Raw genomic sequence first — 17,600 nt, forward strand, 5'->3', positions numbered from 1 at the left:
ATTGCAATAGACTAGAGTAGACCTAAAAAGAAAAGACCTGATTGATTTATCAGGTCTTTCTAGGAGTTAGTTTACTAGAGTAGACGTTAGTAAACTTATGTTTGGTGCCCAGGGCGGGACTTGAACCCGCACAGCCTTACAGCCGAGGGATTTTAAATCCCTTGTGTCTACCGATTTCACCACCTGGGCTGAATCTGGAGGCGCGTCCCGGAGTCGAACCGAGGTTGACGGATTTGCAATCCGCTGCATGGCCACTCTGCCAACGCGCCTTAAAATCAGCTGCTAATCATTTATCCTGACTAGCTTTTGGAGCGGGAAACGAGACTCGAACTCGCGACCCCAACCTTGGCAAGGTTGTGCTCTACCAACTGAGCTATTCCCGCATCACTCCGAACTGGCTGATTTACTTATTTGTTTTCGTAAACCTCATGTGCCGTTCGATGCGTTGCATTCTACTTACTTAACGTATCGAGTCAACACAATTATTATTACGATGCGTCCGTTAGGTGTTTTTTGCGTCAGTTCGATCAAGCTTCACGCAAATCAGACCATGCTGCGTTTACATATTGAAACATTGACCAAAATGTTATCACTGTGGCAATGTAAAGTAATATGAATCCACCAAGCTCGAATTCAAAATTAGGGCGCCATAATAAAGCAACCAATGCCGCCATCTGCGCTGTAGTTTTTATTTTACCCAGCCAGGAAACGGCAACATTACTACGTTTACCTAGTTCAGCCATCCATTCTCTCAGTGACGAGATGATAATCTCGCGTGCTATCATTGTTGCGGCAGGTAGTGTTATCCACCAAGTATGATAATGTTCACAAACTAATACTAATGCGGCTGCAACCATGATTTTGTCAGCAACAGGATCAAGAAATGCGCCAAAGCGGGTAGTCTGTTTCCAAAGGCGGGCAAGAAAACCGTCAAACCAGTCTGTCGCCGCAGCGACAATAAAAATTATGGCACAAACCATCGGCGCCCATTGGAATGGCAAATAAAATGCCAGTATAAAAAACGGGATTAGGGCAATGCGGAACAGGGTGAGCCATGTCGGTATATTTAATTGCATAGTGCTTCTTAACTATCTGGCTATAGTGGAATTTATAAGTATGGTGCATCAATGCACTTAGTGTTTCAATGCATTATGAATTTTTTCTGCTAATGCATAGGAAATAGTCGGTATTTTTGCGATCTCTTCAACATTTGCGTTGCGCAAAGGCTGCAAACCTCCCATATATTTTAGTAACATTTGCCGGCGTTTTGGGCCAACACCTTCAATAGATTCCAGGATACTGGTATTTTTGACTTTAGCTCTACGCTGTCTGTGTCCCGTTATCGCATGATTGTGTGATTCGTCACGAATATGCTGAATAACATGCAGGGCAGAAGAGTCCGGTGGCAATGCCATGTTTTCACCAGTAGCAAAAAATAGCGTTTCAAGTCCCGCTTTGCGATCGCTTCCTTTCGCAACACTTATCAATTGAGGACGCGTTTTATCCCATTCAACTTCAAGAGATTGGAATACATTGATTGCCTGAGCCAATTGTCCTTTACCGCCATCAATAAAAATAATGTCGGGAATTTTTGACCCATCTAATACTTTACCGTATCGACGGCGCAATACTTGATTCATGGCTGCATAATCATCACCAGGAGTAATACCACTTATATTATAGCGCCGATATTCAGAACGTAGTGGACCATTGCTGTCAAAAACAACACAAGACGCAACGGTGTGTTCCCCCATCGTGTGACTGATATCAAAACATTCCATTCTTTGAATTTTTGCTAAATTAACTAATTTAGCGAGAGACTCTAATCTTTGGTGAATAGTTGATTGTTGAGATAAGCGAGTAACCAGAGCTGTTGCGGCATTTGTGCGGGCGAGTTTCAGATAACGGGCCCTATCCCCACGAGGCCGGGTTTGAATGTGAATTTTTCGACCGGATATTTCAGATAAAGAATCAGACAGAATGGCTTTTTCTTGCAGAGCAAAATCTAGCAGAATTTCTGATGGTAAAGTCCGGTTTTGACTACCTTGTAAATAAAATTGACCAAGAAATGTTTGTACAATCTCGTTAAGTTCTGTCCCAACAGGTATTTTAGGGTAATAACTGCGACTACCTAGTACTTTACCTTGACGTATAAATAGTACATGTAAACAAGCCATTCCCGCTTCAAATGCAATGCTTATGACATCCAAGTCATCATCTGTTCCTGAAACAAATTGTCTCTCAGTGACCTGACGAACAGCTTGAATTTGATCACGATATTTTGCCGCATCCTCGAATTTTAGTTGCTGACTGGCTTCTTCCATTCGATTAATTAATTGGGTTAAAACTTGTTGATCTTTGCCTGACAGAAATAGACGAATATAATCAACGTGTTGTTGATATTCTTCTTCACTGACTAATCCCTTAACGCAAGGTCCAAGACAGCGACCAATTTGATATTGAAGGCATGGGCGGGAGCGATTGCGGTAGACGCTATCTTCACATTGGCGGATAGGAAAAAGTTTTTGCAATAAGATTAAGGATTCACGTACGGCATGAGAATTTGGGAATGGGCCAAAGTATTCGCCCTTAGAATGTTTGGCTCCCCGATGTATTGCCAGCCGGGGATGGTTATCTGCGCTGAGAAAAATATAAGGATAAGATTTGTCATCTCGCAGTAAAACGTTATATCGGGGCTGATGAAGCTTGATGTAATTATGTTCTAATAGCAGCGCTTCTGTTTCTGTGTGAGTGACAGTAACGTCTATTTGAGCAATGTTTTTGACCAAAGATTCAGTTTTGCGGCTAGCGACTTGCGACCGAAAATAACTGGAAAGCCGCTTTTTTAAATCCTTGGCTTTACCGACATAAATAACTGTCCCCGAGGTGTCATACATTCGATAAACACCAGGTTGACTGGTTACTGATTTTAAAAACGCTTTTGAATCAAATTGTTCCGTCACTATTTAACAGACTCTCTGTGTCGAACAGCCCATAGCGTATTGCCATATGTGTTAATTCTACATCACCGTTGATATTTAGTTTACTAAACATTCTGTAGCGATAACTATTGACGGTTTTTGGGCTGAGATTAAGTTGTTCGGAGATATCACTGACTTTTTGTCCCTTTGTGATCATCAGCATAATCTGTAATTCGCGATCAGACAGGCAGCTTAATGGATTATCTTTTTGTGGGTTAATCTGACTAAGTGCCATTTGTTGTGCAATATCGGGAGCTATATAGCGTTGACCGGCATTAACAGTGCGAATCGCGTTAATCATATCTTGAGGGGTAGAGGCTTTACTGAGATATCCTCTGGCTCCAGCTTGCATTACCTTGATTGGTAAGGGGTTTTCGGTATAGATAGTCAACATAATGACGCGGATATCGGGACAATAACGCAGGATTCTTTTTGTTGCTTCCAGGCCGCCGATACCGGGCATATTCATGTCCATTAACACGATATCTGCTTTATTCACCCGGCACCATTTTATCGCCTCTTCACCACAGCTGACTTCTCCGGCAACTGTTATCCCTTTCACGTCATCAAGAATACGTTTTACACCAACCCTGACCAATTCATGATCATCGACTAACAAAACATTAATCAAAAAAGTGTCTCCAATTGGTTCTATGCTCATATAATGAGCTTTGTTGATATTGCGTGTGTATTAAATCTGCTTCAGAAGAGTTAACCTCAATAATCTATTTTTTGGATTTTTAATAAAGACTATATAAAACAATAGAATAGGGAAGCTTTCCCAAAAACTCATCCGGAATGTGGACATTATACTTATATCTTTCAAAGACAAAAGGGAATTGTCTTATATAGTTGTATGTATTATTTATTCGCAATAAAAATATTCTATATATTCTTGTTATTGCGGTATTAATAACTGATCAAATATTTACATAACGAATATTTTAACAATAAATCAACATTTGTTTTTGTGGAGAGATTGATTAAACATAGGAAAATAAGGGGTAGATTATGTGATATATCTATTATTTTCATTGCGTAATTAATGCTTTAGTAATGACATGATTAAAATTGATTTTATTCCACATGATTAATACTGAAGTCTTGGTAACAGAGGCGGTATGTACGGTTGCCAGAGAACTTGTTATTGCGTTTGTTTATTAAATAGTACTATGGTTGAAAATATTTTTCTTTTTAGTCAGTAAAAAGATATTTTAATTCATTATTGATCATGCTATTCAATAGTATTTATTTCTATAAATAGCTTATGTTTCATTATTATAATGGCAATTAATTTTTTATTTTATAAGCTAAAATACGATGAGGGAAGTATTGGGTTATAGATCTCATCAATATGAAATATAAATATTTTTGTTGTTTTATGCATTGTTTTCATTTGATTCAATAACTGATAGTAATCAATAAAATATTGAGTATACTACGAGTAGTCGTCGGGTTTGGTATGTAAATATAGGAGAGTGCATATGTACAAAACTATTTTAGTACCGGTAGATATTTCAGAAGATGAGCTAACGAGCAAGGCGGTTGAGCATGCTCTGTCTTTAGCTAACAAAACAGGCGCGAAGCTTCATATTCTTCATGTATTACCAATCTCGTCAGCGATTGTTAATGCGTATTCTCTGGGATATGAGGAAATTAAGGATAAAGCAACAATTCAAGCGGAGAATGATTTAAAGATGCTGCTTGATACAATAGATTTTCCTGGTGAGAAGTTATCTTATTCTATCGCTTTTGGTTCTCCGAGAGATGAAATAATAGAAACTGCTATAGAAATTAGTGCTGATCTTATTGTTATTGGCTCAAGGAGGCCCAATATTTCCACCCATTTACTGGGCTCTAATGCGGCAGGTGTTGTCAAATATTCGAAAACTTCTGTTTTGGTGGTTAGATAGAATAGTAAAAAATTAATTGATAACCTGGCAGGCCATCTTCGGATGGCTTTCCATAATATATCAATAGGTTAAAGCTGTATTGGTGTGTTTTTACTTGACTTCATTTTCATTTAGATTTGATGTAGAAGTGTTGAGGGTGAATTCATTATGGAAAAATTTACTGAAAAACTGATTCGTTTGGATCATTTTTTATGGCGAGTGGCCCGTTTTTATCTTATTGCGGCGACATTTTTCTTTATTGGGATAATTCCGGGTGTATTGGGGTTTTATCTGATAGAAGGGCACTCATTTTCTGAATCTTTGCTAAACGCGTTGTCTATGCTTGGCTCTCAGGGATTAGATCCGGCGCCTGTCAGCTTGTCCGGTAAATATTTTATTGCTATATACGGGCTATTTCTGGAAAGTGTGTTCTTTATCACTTTGGGATTGGTTGTAACACCTTTTATTCACCGAATTTTACATATACCCAATAGATTTCAAGATGCATCGCGACGGCAAGGGAGCGAATCCCCGGGAGCATAGAGAACTATGTGACCGGGGTGAGTGAGTGCAGCCAACAAAGAAGCAACTTGAAAGATGACGGGTATGAATGGCATCTTGATTCTGAGTGATTGAAAAGAGGGCGTTATGGCGTAATTTATTTGATTTAGTTAAACAACTCACAGCAAATCATGGCATATCTCATATACTCAATGGAGTAGTTCGGCTTGGTATATATACCCAATAGATTTCAAGATGGATCGCGGCGGCAAGAGAACGCATCCCCAAGAGCATAGATAACTGGGTGAGTGAACGCAGCCAACAAAGAGGCAACTTGAAAGATAACAGGTATAAATATAGGAGTGCATATGTACAAGACTATTTTAGTACCGGTAGAAATCTCAGAGGATGAATTGACCGATAAAGCGATTACACATGCAGAGTATTTGGCTAAGTTATCTAATGCTAATATACATCTTTTCCATGCTGTCCCTGATATATCAAGATTTTCAATTAGTTATAGTTATCATTATGATTTGCTCAACTCTTTTGCCAAGAAATCTATTGCTAGATCACAAGAGGAATTGACAAAGGTTGCTGAAAAAATAGATTTACCAAAGGAGCGGGTATCTTTCTCTGTGGCCTTTGGTTCACCAAGGGATAAAGTATTATCGACAGCGGGTGAGATTAATGCCGATTTAATTATCATCGGTTCCAGACGGCCTAATATTTCTACCCATTTATTAGGCTCCAATGCTTCAGCGATTGTCGGATATGCAAATATTTCAGTTTTAGTAGTCAGATGAATGATTTGTTCAGCAGTGAAAAAACCAGTTTTCACATATACTCAATGGATTTCAAGATGGATCTCGACGGCAAGGGAGCGAATCCCCGGGCGCATATACCCAATAGATTTCAAGTTGCAGTGCGGCGGTAAGAGAACGCATCCCCAGGAGCATAGATAACTAGGTGACTGGGGTAAGTGAACGCAGCCAACAAAGAGGCAACTTGAAAGATGACGGGTATAGTACTTATTGCTTAATAGGTATTATGTTATTCAATACTGACGTGATAATCCGGTGCAGGTATTTTTCATCGGATTTTTCTATTGTGAAAACAGAATATTGAACTTATTTTGGTGATAATTGATTTTAAGTTATCCATTTTTCACCGAAAAGCTGATCTGCACAGGATAGATGTTGCTTTAAATCCCAGTTTAAAGTGAATATCAAGTAAAGTGCTACAAGAATCAGCGACTTATACGGTTATAGTAAAAATAAGCGTAATTTTAATTTATTGGCTATAGTTAATTTTAGCAAGGTAGCTTTTTAATGACTGGATGAGGACAAAACATGTTAAGAAAATTAGCAGCTGAATTATTTGGAACGTTCGTTTTGGTTTTTGGCGGATGTGGCAGTGCGGTATTGGCTGCCGGATTTCCTGAATTAGGTGTTGGTTTTATTGGTGTAGCTTTAGCATGTGGTTTAGCCGTTTTGACTATGATATATGCAGTAGGGCATATTTCTGGGGGGCATTTCAATCCCGCAGTGACAATTGGTCTTTGGGCTGGTGGTCGTTTCAGAGCAGCAGAAATCATTCCTTATATTATTTCTCAAGTCATAGGCGGTATTCTTGCGGCGGCAGTGTTGTATGTTATTGCCTCTGGGCAAGCGGGTTTTGATGCGACAGCCAGTGGTTTTGCAGCCAATGGTTTTGGTGAACATTCACCTGGTGGCTTTTCGCTTCAGTCAGCTATTGTTGCGGAAGTTGTTTTAACCGCTATTTTCCTGATAGTCATTATTGGTGCGACAGATAAACGCGCACCTACCGGTTTTGCACCATTAGCAATTGGTCTGGCGTTAACTGTAATTCATTTGATTAGCATTCCTGTCACAAACACCTCAGTCAACCCGGCACGAAGTACTGCTTCTGCTATATTCCAGAATACCTGGGCTTTAGAGCAGTTATGGCTATTTTGGGTGATGCCGATTATTGGTGGGATTATTGGCGGTGTGCTTTATAGGCTCTTGTTAACAGAAAAAGAATAACTTTTACTACGGCTACCTTGCTTAAAGCCATGCAGTCTGTTTTTCAAACGAGGGTACTTACTGGCGGTATACATGTGGATAGAGAATTTCAATGAGGCAATTTATCCCTTGGTAATCTATCCAGAATAAAAGAATTTGCCAGTCTGTACCTTTGTCTTTTCACTCAGTTCACTTTAAATATGTCGATAATGATGTAATAACTGCTATTTTCTGTTCGCTTTAGCATCGATTATGCATTGTCAGATTAGATTTGCATGATATTTCAACGAGTTTGTTAAATAGCCTTTTGTTTTAAAAGAACGATTAAGAAGAAATGCAAAGAAAACAATATTTGTCTTATAGGCCGGTTATAAGGCAACATAAAAGGGAAAGATCAAAATGATATTTTGAATAAATAAGGTGTACCATTGAAACAGAAAATTAATGTTGGAGTAATTTATATTGGGTGTTTCAGCTTAATTACTCCCTTACCTTCTTTTGCTGCTCCCGCGACCTTTGAGCAAGCTAAAACTGAACTGCGTAACCACATATATCACGATCAATTTAAATCGGGGGAAGGGACGCTTTATTGTGGCTGTGATTGGCAATGGACAGGTAAGAGCGGAGGGCGTGCAATCCTTCCTTCGTGTGGTTATCAAGTCAGATCACAACAGAACCGTGCTGAACGGGTTGAATGGGAACATATTGTTCCTGCCTGGGTTTTTGGTCATCAGCGGCAATGTTGGCAAAATGGCGGGAGAAAGAATTGTGTTGCTTCAGATCCTGTTTTTAGGGCGATGGAATCTGATATGTATAATTTAGCTCCATCCATTGGGGAGGTTAATGGTGATCGCAGTAATTTCAGTTATGGGATGTTACCGAAGAGTGTACCGAATGTTTATGGTCGTTGTACTAGTAAAGTTGATTTTAAATCTCGAACGTTTGAACCGCGAGATGCAGTAAAAGGTCAGATAGCTCGAATTAATTTTTATATGCACGATCGCTATAATCTTTCTATGTCGCGTCAACAGCAGCAATTATTTATGGCTTGGGATCGCCAATATCCACCGAGCAAATGGGAACGGGAGAGAGATAATCGAATCGCTGGTATTATGGGACATCATAATCCTTTTGTTACTGGTGATCAGAAGTGGGAGTTGTGGCATAAGAATTCCGCTGCGGGTATTTCACAAGCAGAGCAAAGAAAGGAATTGAGAAACAATAACCAAACAGATAGCAGGAAAAAACTGACGTCATCAAATACGCCCCGCACAGGATTAATTAAAGGGAATAACAATAGTAAAATTTATCATTTCTCCCATTGTTCGGGGTATAAGGTGATTACGGAGAATAATGCTGTTTATTTTAAAACGGAAACTGAAGCCAAAAATGCCGGTTTTCGCCTCGCTCAAAATTGTAAGGGTACTTAATAGAACAGATAATTAACTATCATTTTGCTCTGTTATATCAGTAATATGTGATTATTATCATCTGGTGGAGAAGGGTTGGCCGATAAATTCCTTCTCACCGGGTGGTAACTGGATGCGTTAATATCGTAGGAACTAAACCAGTTATTCCAGTTATTGCATAAAAGCCGCTATATTAATAAGTGATTAACTTATATTAATTAATCTTCATTACTGTAAATATCAAGTTACGCTATTTCATTAACTAAATTTCTAGGAAAAATAAACAGATAATACAGTCGATTATTCTTTAATAAAAACTCTCTGATTTTCTTGTCATAAATTAAAAGTTGTCATTATACTGTCATGATGATTCGTTAGTTTTCACTAAACAGAAATAATTGCGAATAATGTTGATGATAGTGATGTTAACCGGGTTTCCAATGGGAGGGATTTGAACTTGCAATAATATCAGAGCCGACAGGGGGTGTGATGGTTTTATTACCGTTTAAACGAACTGAAAGGGAGCGATTATCTTTTGGGAATGGTGTCGTTATTGTATCGGTGATATTACATCACATAGGTGAAAACAACGATAAGGTGCTACTGCGATGGGTAGACAGAAAGCAGCGATTAAATCACGTCGAGAAGCAAAACGGATTATGAAAAGAGATTTGCGTCATCAACGTTGCCGAGATGATGATAACGTGACCTCTTTGGTGCAACTCGGCGGCGTAGAAGCCATAGGTATGGCGCGTGACAATCGGGATACTTCGGAAGTTTTGCCACGAACTGAAACTCAATATCGTTATATTCGCGCTATAACTTATAAGAAATTGATTATTGCCAATGGGGAGGCTGGCTGTGGTAAGACTTTTATTGGTGCGGCAATGGCAGCAGATGCATTGATTAATAAGGAAGTCGATAGGATCATTGTCACCCGCCCTGTACTGCAAGCAGACGAAGATCTTGGTTTTCTGCCTGGAGATATAGCTGAGAAATTTGCGCCTTATTTCCGGCCTGTATACGACGTCTTAGTAAAACGTATGGGGTCATCATTTTTGCAATATTGTCTTCGACCTGAAATTGGCAAAGTGGAAATTGCTCCTTTTGCTTATATGCGAGGCAGAACATTTGAAAATGCATTTGTGATCCTGGATGAAGCGCAGAATGTTACGGTCAACCAGATGAAAATGTTTCTGACTCGGCTTGGAGAAAATGTGACGGTAATTGTAAATGGTGATGTGAGTCAGTGTGATTTGCCTGTCGGGATGGTTTCAGGGTTACAGGATGCATTAGAAAGATTTTCAGATGATGAGACCATCAGTGTTATTCATTTTAATCAAGAGGATTGTATTCGTTCTCAGTTATGCCGGAAAACATTACTGGCCTATAGTGAATAATCTGGGTAAATACGCCGTTGAGAGTTTTCGGAAAATTCTCGCGGCGTGATCGTAAGTTTGATTTTTGGCGATTATTGTAAAACTTTTCTATTTTCATCTTTCATCGTTTAATTTTGAACGGATTATTTTTATCATCAATGATTGTTTCTAAATAATATTTTCCATAATAATATTTTTATTATCGAATTATATTTAATTTTTATTTTGTAGATTGAGATGGGATTTTTATTAAAGATAATAGGTATATATTATACTTATAATGGGTGATATTTTAGATTGTGTGATGATGATTATTGTTAATTTATCTGTTTATTGGTATAGCTTAGAGAATTAAATTCTTATAAGAACAGCCAGTGCTAATTTCATTAATTATAATGTCATCAGCTAAATATATTTTCTGGGGTGTTGACTCAATAAGTTTGGATACTATTATTATGCAAAATTTGCCGATAAATAGAAATGGTTTATTATGTAAAAAATCAGGAAAATCTTATGAGCTTATTATGGCTTTTGATCTCGATGTTGATCGGCCTGAAAGTAATTCACTTGAGTGTTGTCAGTATGATGAGTATCAGGTGAAATTGTCTGCAAATTTGACGGATGCGTTACGCTTGCAGGCGGATCAATCAGGTGTTGATTTAACGAGTTTATGCCATCTGGCATGGGGGATAGTATTAGCGAAATACAGCGTCCAGCAACAGGTCATGACTGGTACATTGCAATATTGTCAATCGGACTTTGGTATTTTCCCTCTGTTTTTGGATATTGAAGAAAAAAATGTGAGTAATGTATTACTGGATATCAATGAATATTTATCAAAATTGCTGATAATTCCCACTAATATCTATTCTACAACAACAGAATTTACTGCACTTATTCACTATCAATATCATCATAATAGTATTGCGCATCTTGATGAGATTAATACTCCATTAATGTTGATTATTAATGATGATGGCAACAGTTTAAAATTGACAACCCGGCTGCTCGCAATTTCCAGAGTTTCAGCTGTACAGTTATCCGGTTATTTGCAACAAGCATTACAACAATTAGTTTGGGTATTAAGTGAACAACCCACGCTTGCTGTAAGTCAATTGAATATTCTGCCATCGGCTGAGCGAAGATTATTACTGGAAACCTGGAATACGACACAAACCGACTATCCGACAGAATGTTGTATTCATCATCTCTTTGAACAGCAAGTTGCCATTTCACCGGACGCTACCGCCCTGATATTTTCGGGGGAAAAGTTGAGTTATGCGGAGTTGAATCGACAAGCAAATCAGCTGGCACATTATCTGATCATGAATGGGGTAGTACCTGACAGTTTGGTTGCCCTTTGTGTTGAACGAAGCCCTGCTATGATTATTGGTTTGCTGGCTATTTTGAAAGCGGGCGGCGGTTACGTGCCACTTGATCCAGATTATCCACCCGAACGGTTGAGTTATATTCTGGAAGATGCAAAACCCGTACTGGTATTACATGATGTTGTTGGTGGAGCAGCATTAAAAAATTATTTTGAAACGGCAAATAATAACCTGGAGATTGATCAGTTATCACTAACAGGTTTATCACAAGAAAATCCTGATGTAGCAGAATTAACGACTCATCATCTGGCATATGTCATTTACACATCAGGATCAACCGGGCAACCTAAAGGCGTTATGGTTGAACAGGGTAATGTTGTTAATTTCTTACTGACCATGACGGACAAGCTATTATTCTCAAAACAGGAAAACGTTCTGTTTTCTACTACTATATCGTTTGATATTGTTGCAGTGGAAATATATTTGCCTTTGATTAATGGAGCTACCGTTTTTATCGCGCCGAAAAAATTATTCCTGAATAAAGAAGCGTTAATAAAGACCATCACTGATAATCAGATCACGATGATTCAGGCAACACCTTCTACTTATAATTTAGTGGTAGATGAGGAGTGTGCTTCTTTTAAAGGTGTAAAAATATTGTGTGGTGGCGAGATAATGCCAACCAGTTTGGTCGGTAAATTATCTGAAAACAGTGGCGATATTTGGAACTTATATGGGCCAACAGAAACCGCGGTTTGGTCTACGGTTTACCATCTTGATAATGAAAAAAGTCATAGAGGAAGTTCCGTATCAATAGGAAAACCTGTTGCAAATACGCGTATTTATTTGCTGGATAATCAACAACAACCGGTACCTTTAGGGGCGATTGGTGAGATGTATATTGGCGGAGTTGGTGTTACACGTGGTTATCTGAATCGTGCAGAACTGACAGCAGAACGCTTTTTAGCTGATCCTTTTAACCCGCAACCGGGTTCTCGTATGTACCGTACCGGTGATTTAGTACGTTATGCCTGCGATGGCAATATTGAATATATTGGTCGTAATGACTTTCAGGTGAAAATTCGAGGCTTTCGTATTGAACTGGGTGAAATAGAAACGCGTATTAATGCGCATCCGTCTGTGCTGGAATCAATTGTTGTTACTATTGAAGGAGAAAAGGGAAATAAGGGATTAGTGGCTTATGTTGTTATTTCCCCTGAACTGGCAGCAACACAAGTTTCAGAAACTTTACGTGATTATCTGTTATCGAGCCTGCCAGAATATATGGTACCCGCTGCCTTTGTGGTGTTAGCGAATTTCCCATTAACACCAAATGGCAAACTTGACCGTAAAGCACTACCAGCTCCCAATGCTTCGGACTACCATCGGCAGGCTTATGAAGCGCCACAAGGAGAAAAAGAAGCTTTATTGGCAGGAAGTTGGGCTGAATTACTCGGGCTTGAACGTATTAGCCGCCATGATAATTTCTTCGCTCTCGGTGGTAATTCGTGGCTGGTTGTGCAGTTGATTGGGCTGTTAAGAAAGCAGGAATATGTCGTACCAGAAGGGATGCTGTTTTCCACATCAATACTGTCTGAACAGGCATTATTGTTGGATAAAGCAGATTTGCTGGCGATCCCGGCTAATTTGATTGATGCTGCATGTGAACGCATTACGCCAGACATGTTGCCGCTGGTTAATATCAGTCAGGCGGATATTGATATGTTGGTCCGTCAAGTTCCGGGTGGGGTGAGTAATATTCAAGATATCTACGCCTTATCACCATTACAAGAGAGTTTTTTGTTCTACCACTTGATGGCACCACGAGGCGATCCCTATCAAATGATGCTCAGGATGACGTTTAATGATCGCAATAGTTTGGATACCTATATTGACGCTATGCAGCAGATGATTAACCGTCATGATATCTTACGTACTGCTTTTTTTGTCGAAGGGTTAGCTTGTGGACCGGTTCAGGTAGTACTTAGAAATGCCCCATTACAGGTGATAGAGGTGACACTTTCTGCAACATCGACAGACTCTTTTATTGAACAGCTCACTGCATATCACACGATTTCTCATCACAAGTTTGTGCTGCGTGATGCGCCATTGCTGCGCTTGATTGTGGCACAAGAGCCAGGTAGTGGTCGTTGGCTGGCTCAGGAGGTGTTGCATCACTTGCTGGCAGATCATACTACGCAGGAAGTTATGCATCGTGAAAAAGGTTATTTTCTATTTGGACAGGGAAACTTGCTGCCAGAGGCGGTGCCGTATCGTAACTTGATTGCGCATTCTCGCAAAGCTAATGAGAATAACGCTTATGAAGCCTATTTTCGCCAGATATTGGCTGATATTGATGAGCCTACTGTGCCATTTAGTTTTTATGATTCCATGCTAGGTGATGAGCCGCTTGATGAGTATTATCTTGAATTACCTATAGAATTGAATAAAACCTTACGGGATCTGGCTTGTCGGTACGGTGTTAGTTTGGCCAGTTTGGTGCATTTGGGCTGGGGGCTGATATTGGCAAAAAGCAGTGAACGGCAACAGATTGTGGCGGGTACTGTATTGCTTGGACGTATGGGCAGTGATACGGGGGCAGAACAGGGCGTAGGACTGTTTATCAACTTTTTGCCATTACGCATGGATATTAATGAACAGAGTGTCACAGATGCGTTAATCCAGACCCATGAACGTTTATCGCAGTTGCTTGCTTATGAGCATATCTCATTGACTGATGTGCAGCGTTGTAGCGGTGTATCTGTCCCGACTCCGCTGTTTTCATCCCTGATCAATTATCGTCATCACAGTACAATCAATAAGGAACAGCCTGCTTTATCCAATTGGCCTAACGTAGAGATTCTGGGGATAGATGAAAGGTGTAACTACCCAATAACTCTCTCGATAGAAGACGATGGTGATAGCCTGGGATTAACCGCTCAGGTTGTGGTTACAGCTCCGCTTTCTGCGGCCCGTTTATGTGACTATATACAACAGGCATTGGTACAGTTGGCTTGGGCGTTAAATGAGCAGCCGACACAACCCATATCTCACCTGAATGTCTTACCACCGGATGAACTGGCATTATTATTACGTGAGTGGAATCGAACTGATGATGACGACAATATTGAATATATTGGATGCCGTGATCATCAAGTTAAAATCTGGGGTTTTCATACTGATTTACGGGAAATTGAGCGATTACTGGAAGCGTATAATGGTATTCATCAGGGGGCGGTTATTGCCGGAAATGATATCGGGAATAACGGGTGTTTAGTGGCTTATCTCACGCTCTCTGAGGGATTTTCTGATGAAAGTCTGGTCAAGAAATTGCGTTATTATCTCTGTCAACGCCTTCCGCCGCATATGATACCGGCGGCTTATGTGACACTTGAATCTCTACCGCTAATGCCAAACGGTAAAGTGGATCGAAAAGCCTTATCTCATTTTGATTCATCTACTTATCGACATGCGCATTATGAGCAGCCAGAAAATGAGCTTGAAGAGAGGTTAGCTAGGATCTGGAGTGAACTTCTCGCCGTTGATAAGGTAGGTCGAAACGATAATTTCTTCCATTTGGGTGGACAGTCATTGTTGGTCGTGAGATTTGTATTCAGGTTACAAGAGGAGACAGGATTTCTTTTGCCATGTGCTTCAGTTTTCAAAAACCCAGTACTCAGCGATCTTGCTGATAATATTAGCATCGCTTTGGTTAAGAAAAGGCAGGGGATGGAATAAGTGTATTGAATAAACTTGTGGGAACACGCCGTTGGCGTTTCGCTGGCGTGGTCCCCTGAGTTTTTCACTCATGAGTATTTAGTGGCTGATGTTATGCATTAATTAAAGCTATCCATCACCTCATGACGTAGTTCGTGATAACCATCTTCGTTAAAGCCATATCTCCAGTAGGGGATGGCGCATAGTTGGTGACGTTCATAACCTTTTTCACGGCGCACATAACGACGAAGTTCTTTTACCAATTTATCTTCACCTGCGAGCCAGAAAGTGACATCTTCTGTGGGTAATGACCAGGATTTGAACCTGGATACGATATCGTTGGTGACTTTGACACTGCCAATAACCCAATGGATTGATATTCCTTCAGGTTTTTTCAGATCTTGAATATCCTGCTCACTTTCGACACGAATAATCACTTGCCCGGTAGCATCTGGGTTGTCGATTGTTTCCAATAAAGCCGCAATTGCGGGCAGGGAACCAGGGTCGCCTGCCATATAGTAGTGACTGACCTTTGGCAGCAATGGATCAGGGCCACCGGGGTTAGTAATGCCTATCCAGTCACCGATTTTGGCTCTATAAGCAAATTCCACAGCGGGACCACCACCCTGATGCAGCGCAAACTCAATGTCGATCTCTTTTTGTTCAGTACGGAGAGCCCGAACGGAGTAAGCGCGGGTAATTGGACGAAGTTCATTTGCAGGCCATACCGGGCCTTCTGGGGATAAGGTGGGTAATATCGGTTTTGTTTGTCCCGGAAGCGGTAAGAATATTTTTAAAAGTCCACCCTCACATTCAGTCGGGTAACTATTCAGACATTCACTCTCGAAAGTAATTCTTCGCATATTGGGGGTGACATCAAAAATGTTTTTTACTTGTACAAGCCTCGGCGGTGCAGGGCGATAAATGCTTTTTTCTTCAATTGTTTTACTATTCACGCAAAATTCCTCCGGAGAGTTTACCTTTTTAACTAACAGTATAATTATTTGGTATGGCTAAATTTAGTGTAACAGCAATTGACACAAATGCTAATCATTATCATTCAATAAGCTGCGTCAGTATTTACAATTTGGTTTCATATGCTTTTTTAGTCTAATAAAAACTGAATTTCTATTTCTGTACCGCCTTGTTTACGATTTTTTATCTGTAATTGTCCACCCATGATGTTAACCCTATCTTGCATAATAGCTAACCCAAATTTGTCTTTGCTGTTGGTATTTAGATCGACGCCTCGACCATTGTCACTGACAACGACAATGATTTTGTCATCAATAGGATAAATACGGACACTGATCCAGTTCGCGTCAGAATGCTTATAACAGTTATTTAAACACTCCCGAATAATTTGCACTAAATGTTTACTGTAATTGTCAGGGATATGTTGATGTGTCAGCAGGTAATTGAATTCAATATTGAAGCCCAAACGGTGGTTAAATTCATTAACCAAAGCTTGTAAAGATTCTTGTAGATTGCATTGGGGTTGTTCGTTCCGAAAAGCGGCAAGTAATTCTCTTAGCTGACGATAGGCGATATTCAACTCATCTTTAATCATATTTAGTGAGGCTAAACTTTGTTTAGATAAATTATCACTACATATATACAGGCAATTAACTTGAATCTTAAGGAAAGAGAGCGATTGGGCAATTGAATCATGGAGTTCACGGGAAATAGAGGCTCTCTCCGCCGCCAAAATGCTTTGTTGATGGCATTGGATTTGGTTTTCCTGGAATAACTTACTTGTCATTAAGGCAACAACATCTTGAACCAGGTTCTTTTCGTCCGGGGTGAGATCACTATTTCTATGTGTCTTTATCCAGAGTGTTCCATAGTTATCAATATTATCATCCAGATTCCACCTCATGGTCAGAGGCATATTGAAATAAGGGCACTGGTGGGGAGTACGGAAAAAATATTCTTGTTGCGATGGATAAAGGATGATTTTGGCTTCACAGAAAGGGATCAGGCGATTGAGATGAGAAAAAATCTCTGGAAGCTTTTCAGGCAATAGCTTGCAATTTTGTATTTTGAAATGGCTTTGGCAGAGAAAATCCAGATGGCTGTTTTTTTGTTTCAATGCGTTAATTTCTGCTTTGTATCTTGAATGTTGCCATTCTTTGACAGGAACAGAGTTATATACCACTCTTATCAGAAAATACACATTTGTAATACTTAACATGATCAGTAACGGTAGAATTAAATCTGGAATTGATGGTTTATTGATCAATAAAAGTATAAAAAGTAAAAATAAATTTATAATAGAGTTGATTACAAACAGTTTTTGGTTTTTGAAGATGGTGTTATTTGAACTTGTTTTCATCAGGTTAAGATTCCGTTCTGCAATACTGATG

General features: G+C 39.6%; 12 protein-coding genes and 3 tRNA genes. 7 read left to right on the forward strand and 8 right to left on the reverse strand.

The features are described from left to right. Nucleotides 1–102: 102 nt before the first annotated feature. The 6 genes from BO26_RS20195 to uvrY all read right to left on the reverse strand — a co-directional run bounded on the left by BO26_RS20195 (nucleotide 103) and on the right by uvrY (nucleotide 3,612). Nucleotides 103–189, reverse strand: a tRNA-Leu gene (locus tag BO26_RS20195). A gap of 6 nt (nucleotides 190–195) precedes the next feature. Then, nucleotides 196–269, reverse strand: a tRNA-Cys gene (locus BO26_RS20200). Between the two features lie 38 nt (nucleotides 270–307). Next, nucleotides 308–383: transfer RNA gene (locus BO26_RS20205), tRNA-Gly, on the reverse strand. 144 nt (nucleotides 384–527) lie between these two features. Continuing rightward, on the reverse strand, nucleotides 528–1,076 hold the full coding sequence (gene pgsA / locus BO26_RS20210; protein WP_036774609.1) for a CDP-diacylglycerol--glycerol-3-phosphate 3-phosphatidyltransferase: 549 nt from the start codon (nucleotides 1,074–1,076) through the stop codon (nucleotides 528–530). A gap of 57 nt (nucleotides 1,077–1,133) precedes the next feature. Beyond that, entirely contained in the window at nucleotides 1,134–2,963 is a 1,830-nt protein-coding gene (uvrC, locus tag BO26_RS20215; protein WP_036774611.1) for an excinuclease ABC subunit UvrC, read from the reverse strand. Then, nucleotides 2,947–3,612, reverse strand: a complete 666-nt coding sequence (uvrY, locus tag BO26_RS20220) for a UvrY/SirA/GacA family response regulator transcription factor (protein WP_036774613.1) — start codon at nucleotides 3,610–3,612, stop codon at nucleotides 2,947–2,949. The genes uvrC and uvrY overlap by 17 nt, the downstream gene beginning before the upstream one ends. 853 nt (nucleotides 3,613–4,465) lie before the next feature. Here uvrY and BO26_RS20225 point away from each other — a divergent pair. The 7 genes from BO26_RS20225 (at nucleotide 4,466) to BO26_RS20255 (ending at nucleotide 15,255) form a co-directional block, all read left to right on the forward strand. Continuing rightward, nucleotides 4,466–4,894: a universal stress protein gene (locus BO26_RS20225; RefSeq protein WP_036774614.1), complete on the forward strand. Its 429-nt coding sequence runs from the start codon at nucleotides 4,466–4,468 to the stop codon at nucleotides 4,892–4,894. Between the two features lie 147 nt (nucleotides 4,895–5,041). Next, a complete protein-coding gene (locus BO26_RS20230) occupies nucleotides 5,042–5,416 on the forward strand; it encodes a hypothetical protein (RefSeq protein ID WP_051691083.1) in 375 nt (124 codons plus the stop codon). A 326-nt stretch (nucleotides 5,417–5,742) separates the two neighbouring features. Further along, nucleotides 5,743–6,180 carry a universal stress protein gene (locus BO26_RS20235; RefSeq protein WP_036774615.1) on the forward strand — a complete coding sequence of 146 codons (438 nt, stop codon included), beginning with the start codon at nucleotides 5,743–5,745 and terminating at the stop codon, nucleotides 6,178–6,180. A gap of 546 nt (nucleotides 6,181–6,726) precedes the next feature. After that, nucleotides 6,727–7,422, forward strand: a complete 696-nt coding sequence (gene aqpZ, locus BO26_RS20240) for an aquaporin Z (RefSeq protein WP_036774616.1) — start codon at nucleotides 6,727–6,729, stop codon at nucleotides 7,420–7,422. 407 nt (nucleotides 7,423–7,829) lie between these two features. Further along, a complete protein-coding gene (locus BO26_RS20245; RefSeq protein WP_051691084.1) occupies nucleotides 7,830–8,831 on the forward strand; it encodes an endonuclease in 1,002 nt (333 codons plus the stop codon). Between the two features lie 587 nt (nucleotides 8,832–9,418). Next, the gene (gene phoH, locus BO26_RS20250) at nucleotides 9,419–10,210 is read left to right on the forward strand and encodes a phosphate starvation-inducible protein PhoH (protein WP_036774617.1); all 792 of its coding nucleotides are present in this window, start codon (nucleotides 9,419–9,421) and stop codon (nucleotides 10,208–10,210) included. Nucleotides 10,211–10,644: 434 nt separating this feature from the next. Beyond that, the gene (locus BO26_RS20255; protein WP_051691085.1) at nucleotides 10,645–15,255 is read left to right on the forward strand and encodes a non-ribosomal peptide synthetase; all 4,611 of its coding nucleotides are present in this window, start codon (nucleotides 10,645–10,647) and stop codon (nucleotides 15,253–15,255) included. A gap of 98 nt (nucleotides 15,256–15,353) precedes the next feature. Here the strand turns inward: BO26_RS20255 and BO26_RS20260 are convergent, their stop codons facing one another. Then, a complete protein-coding gene (locus BO26_RS20260) occupies nucleotides 15,354–16,190 on the reverse strand; it encodes a siderophore-interacting protein (protein WP_036774619.1) in 837 nt (278 codons plus the stop codon). A gap of 149 nt (nucleotides 16,191–16,339) precedes the next feature. Beyond that, nucleotides 16,340–17,428: a histidine kinase gene (locus tag BO26_RS20265; RefSeq protein ID WP_339374645.1), complete on the reverse strand. Its 1,089-nt coding sequence runs from the start codon at nucleotides 17,426–17,428 to the stop codon at nucleotides 16,340–16,342. Nucleotides 17,429–17,600: the final 172 nt, after the last annotated feature.

Source organism: Photorhabdus australis DSM 17609 (assembly GCF_000711895.1).
Lineage (GTDB): Bacteria > Pseudomonadota > Gammaproteobacteria > Enterobacterales > Enterobacteriaceae > Photorhabdus > Photorhabdus australis.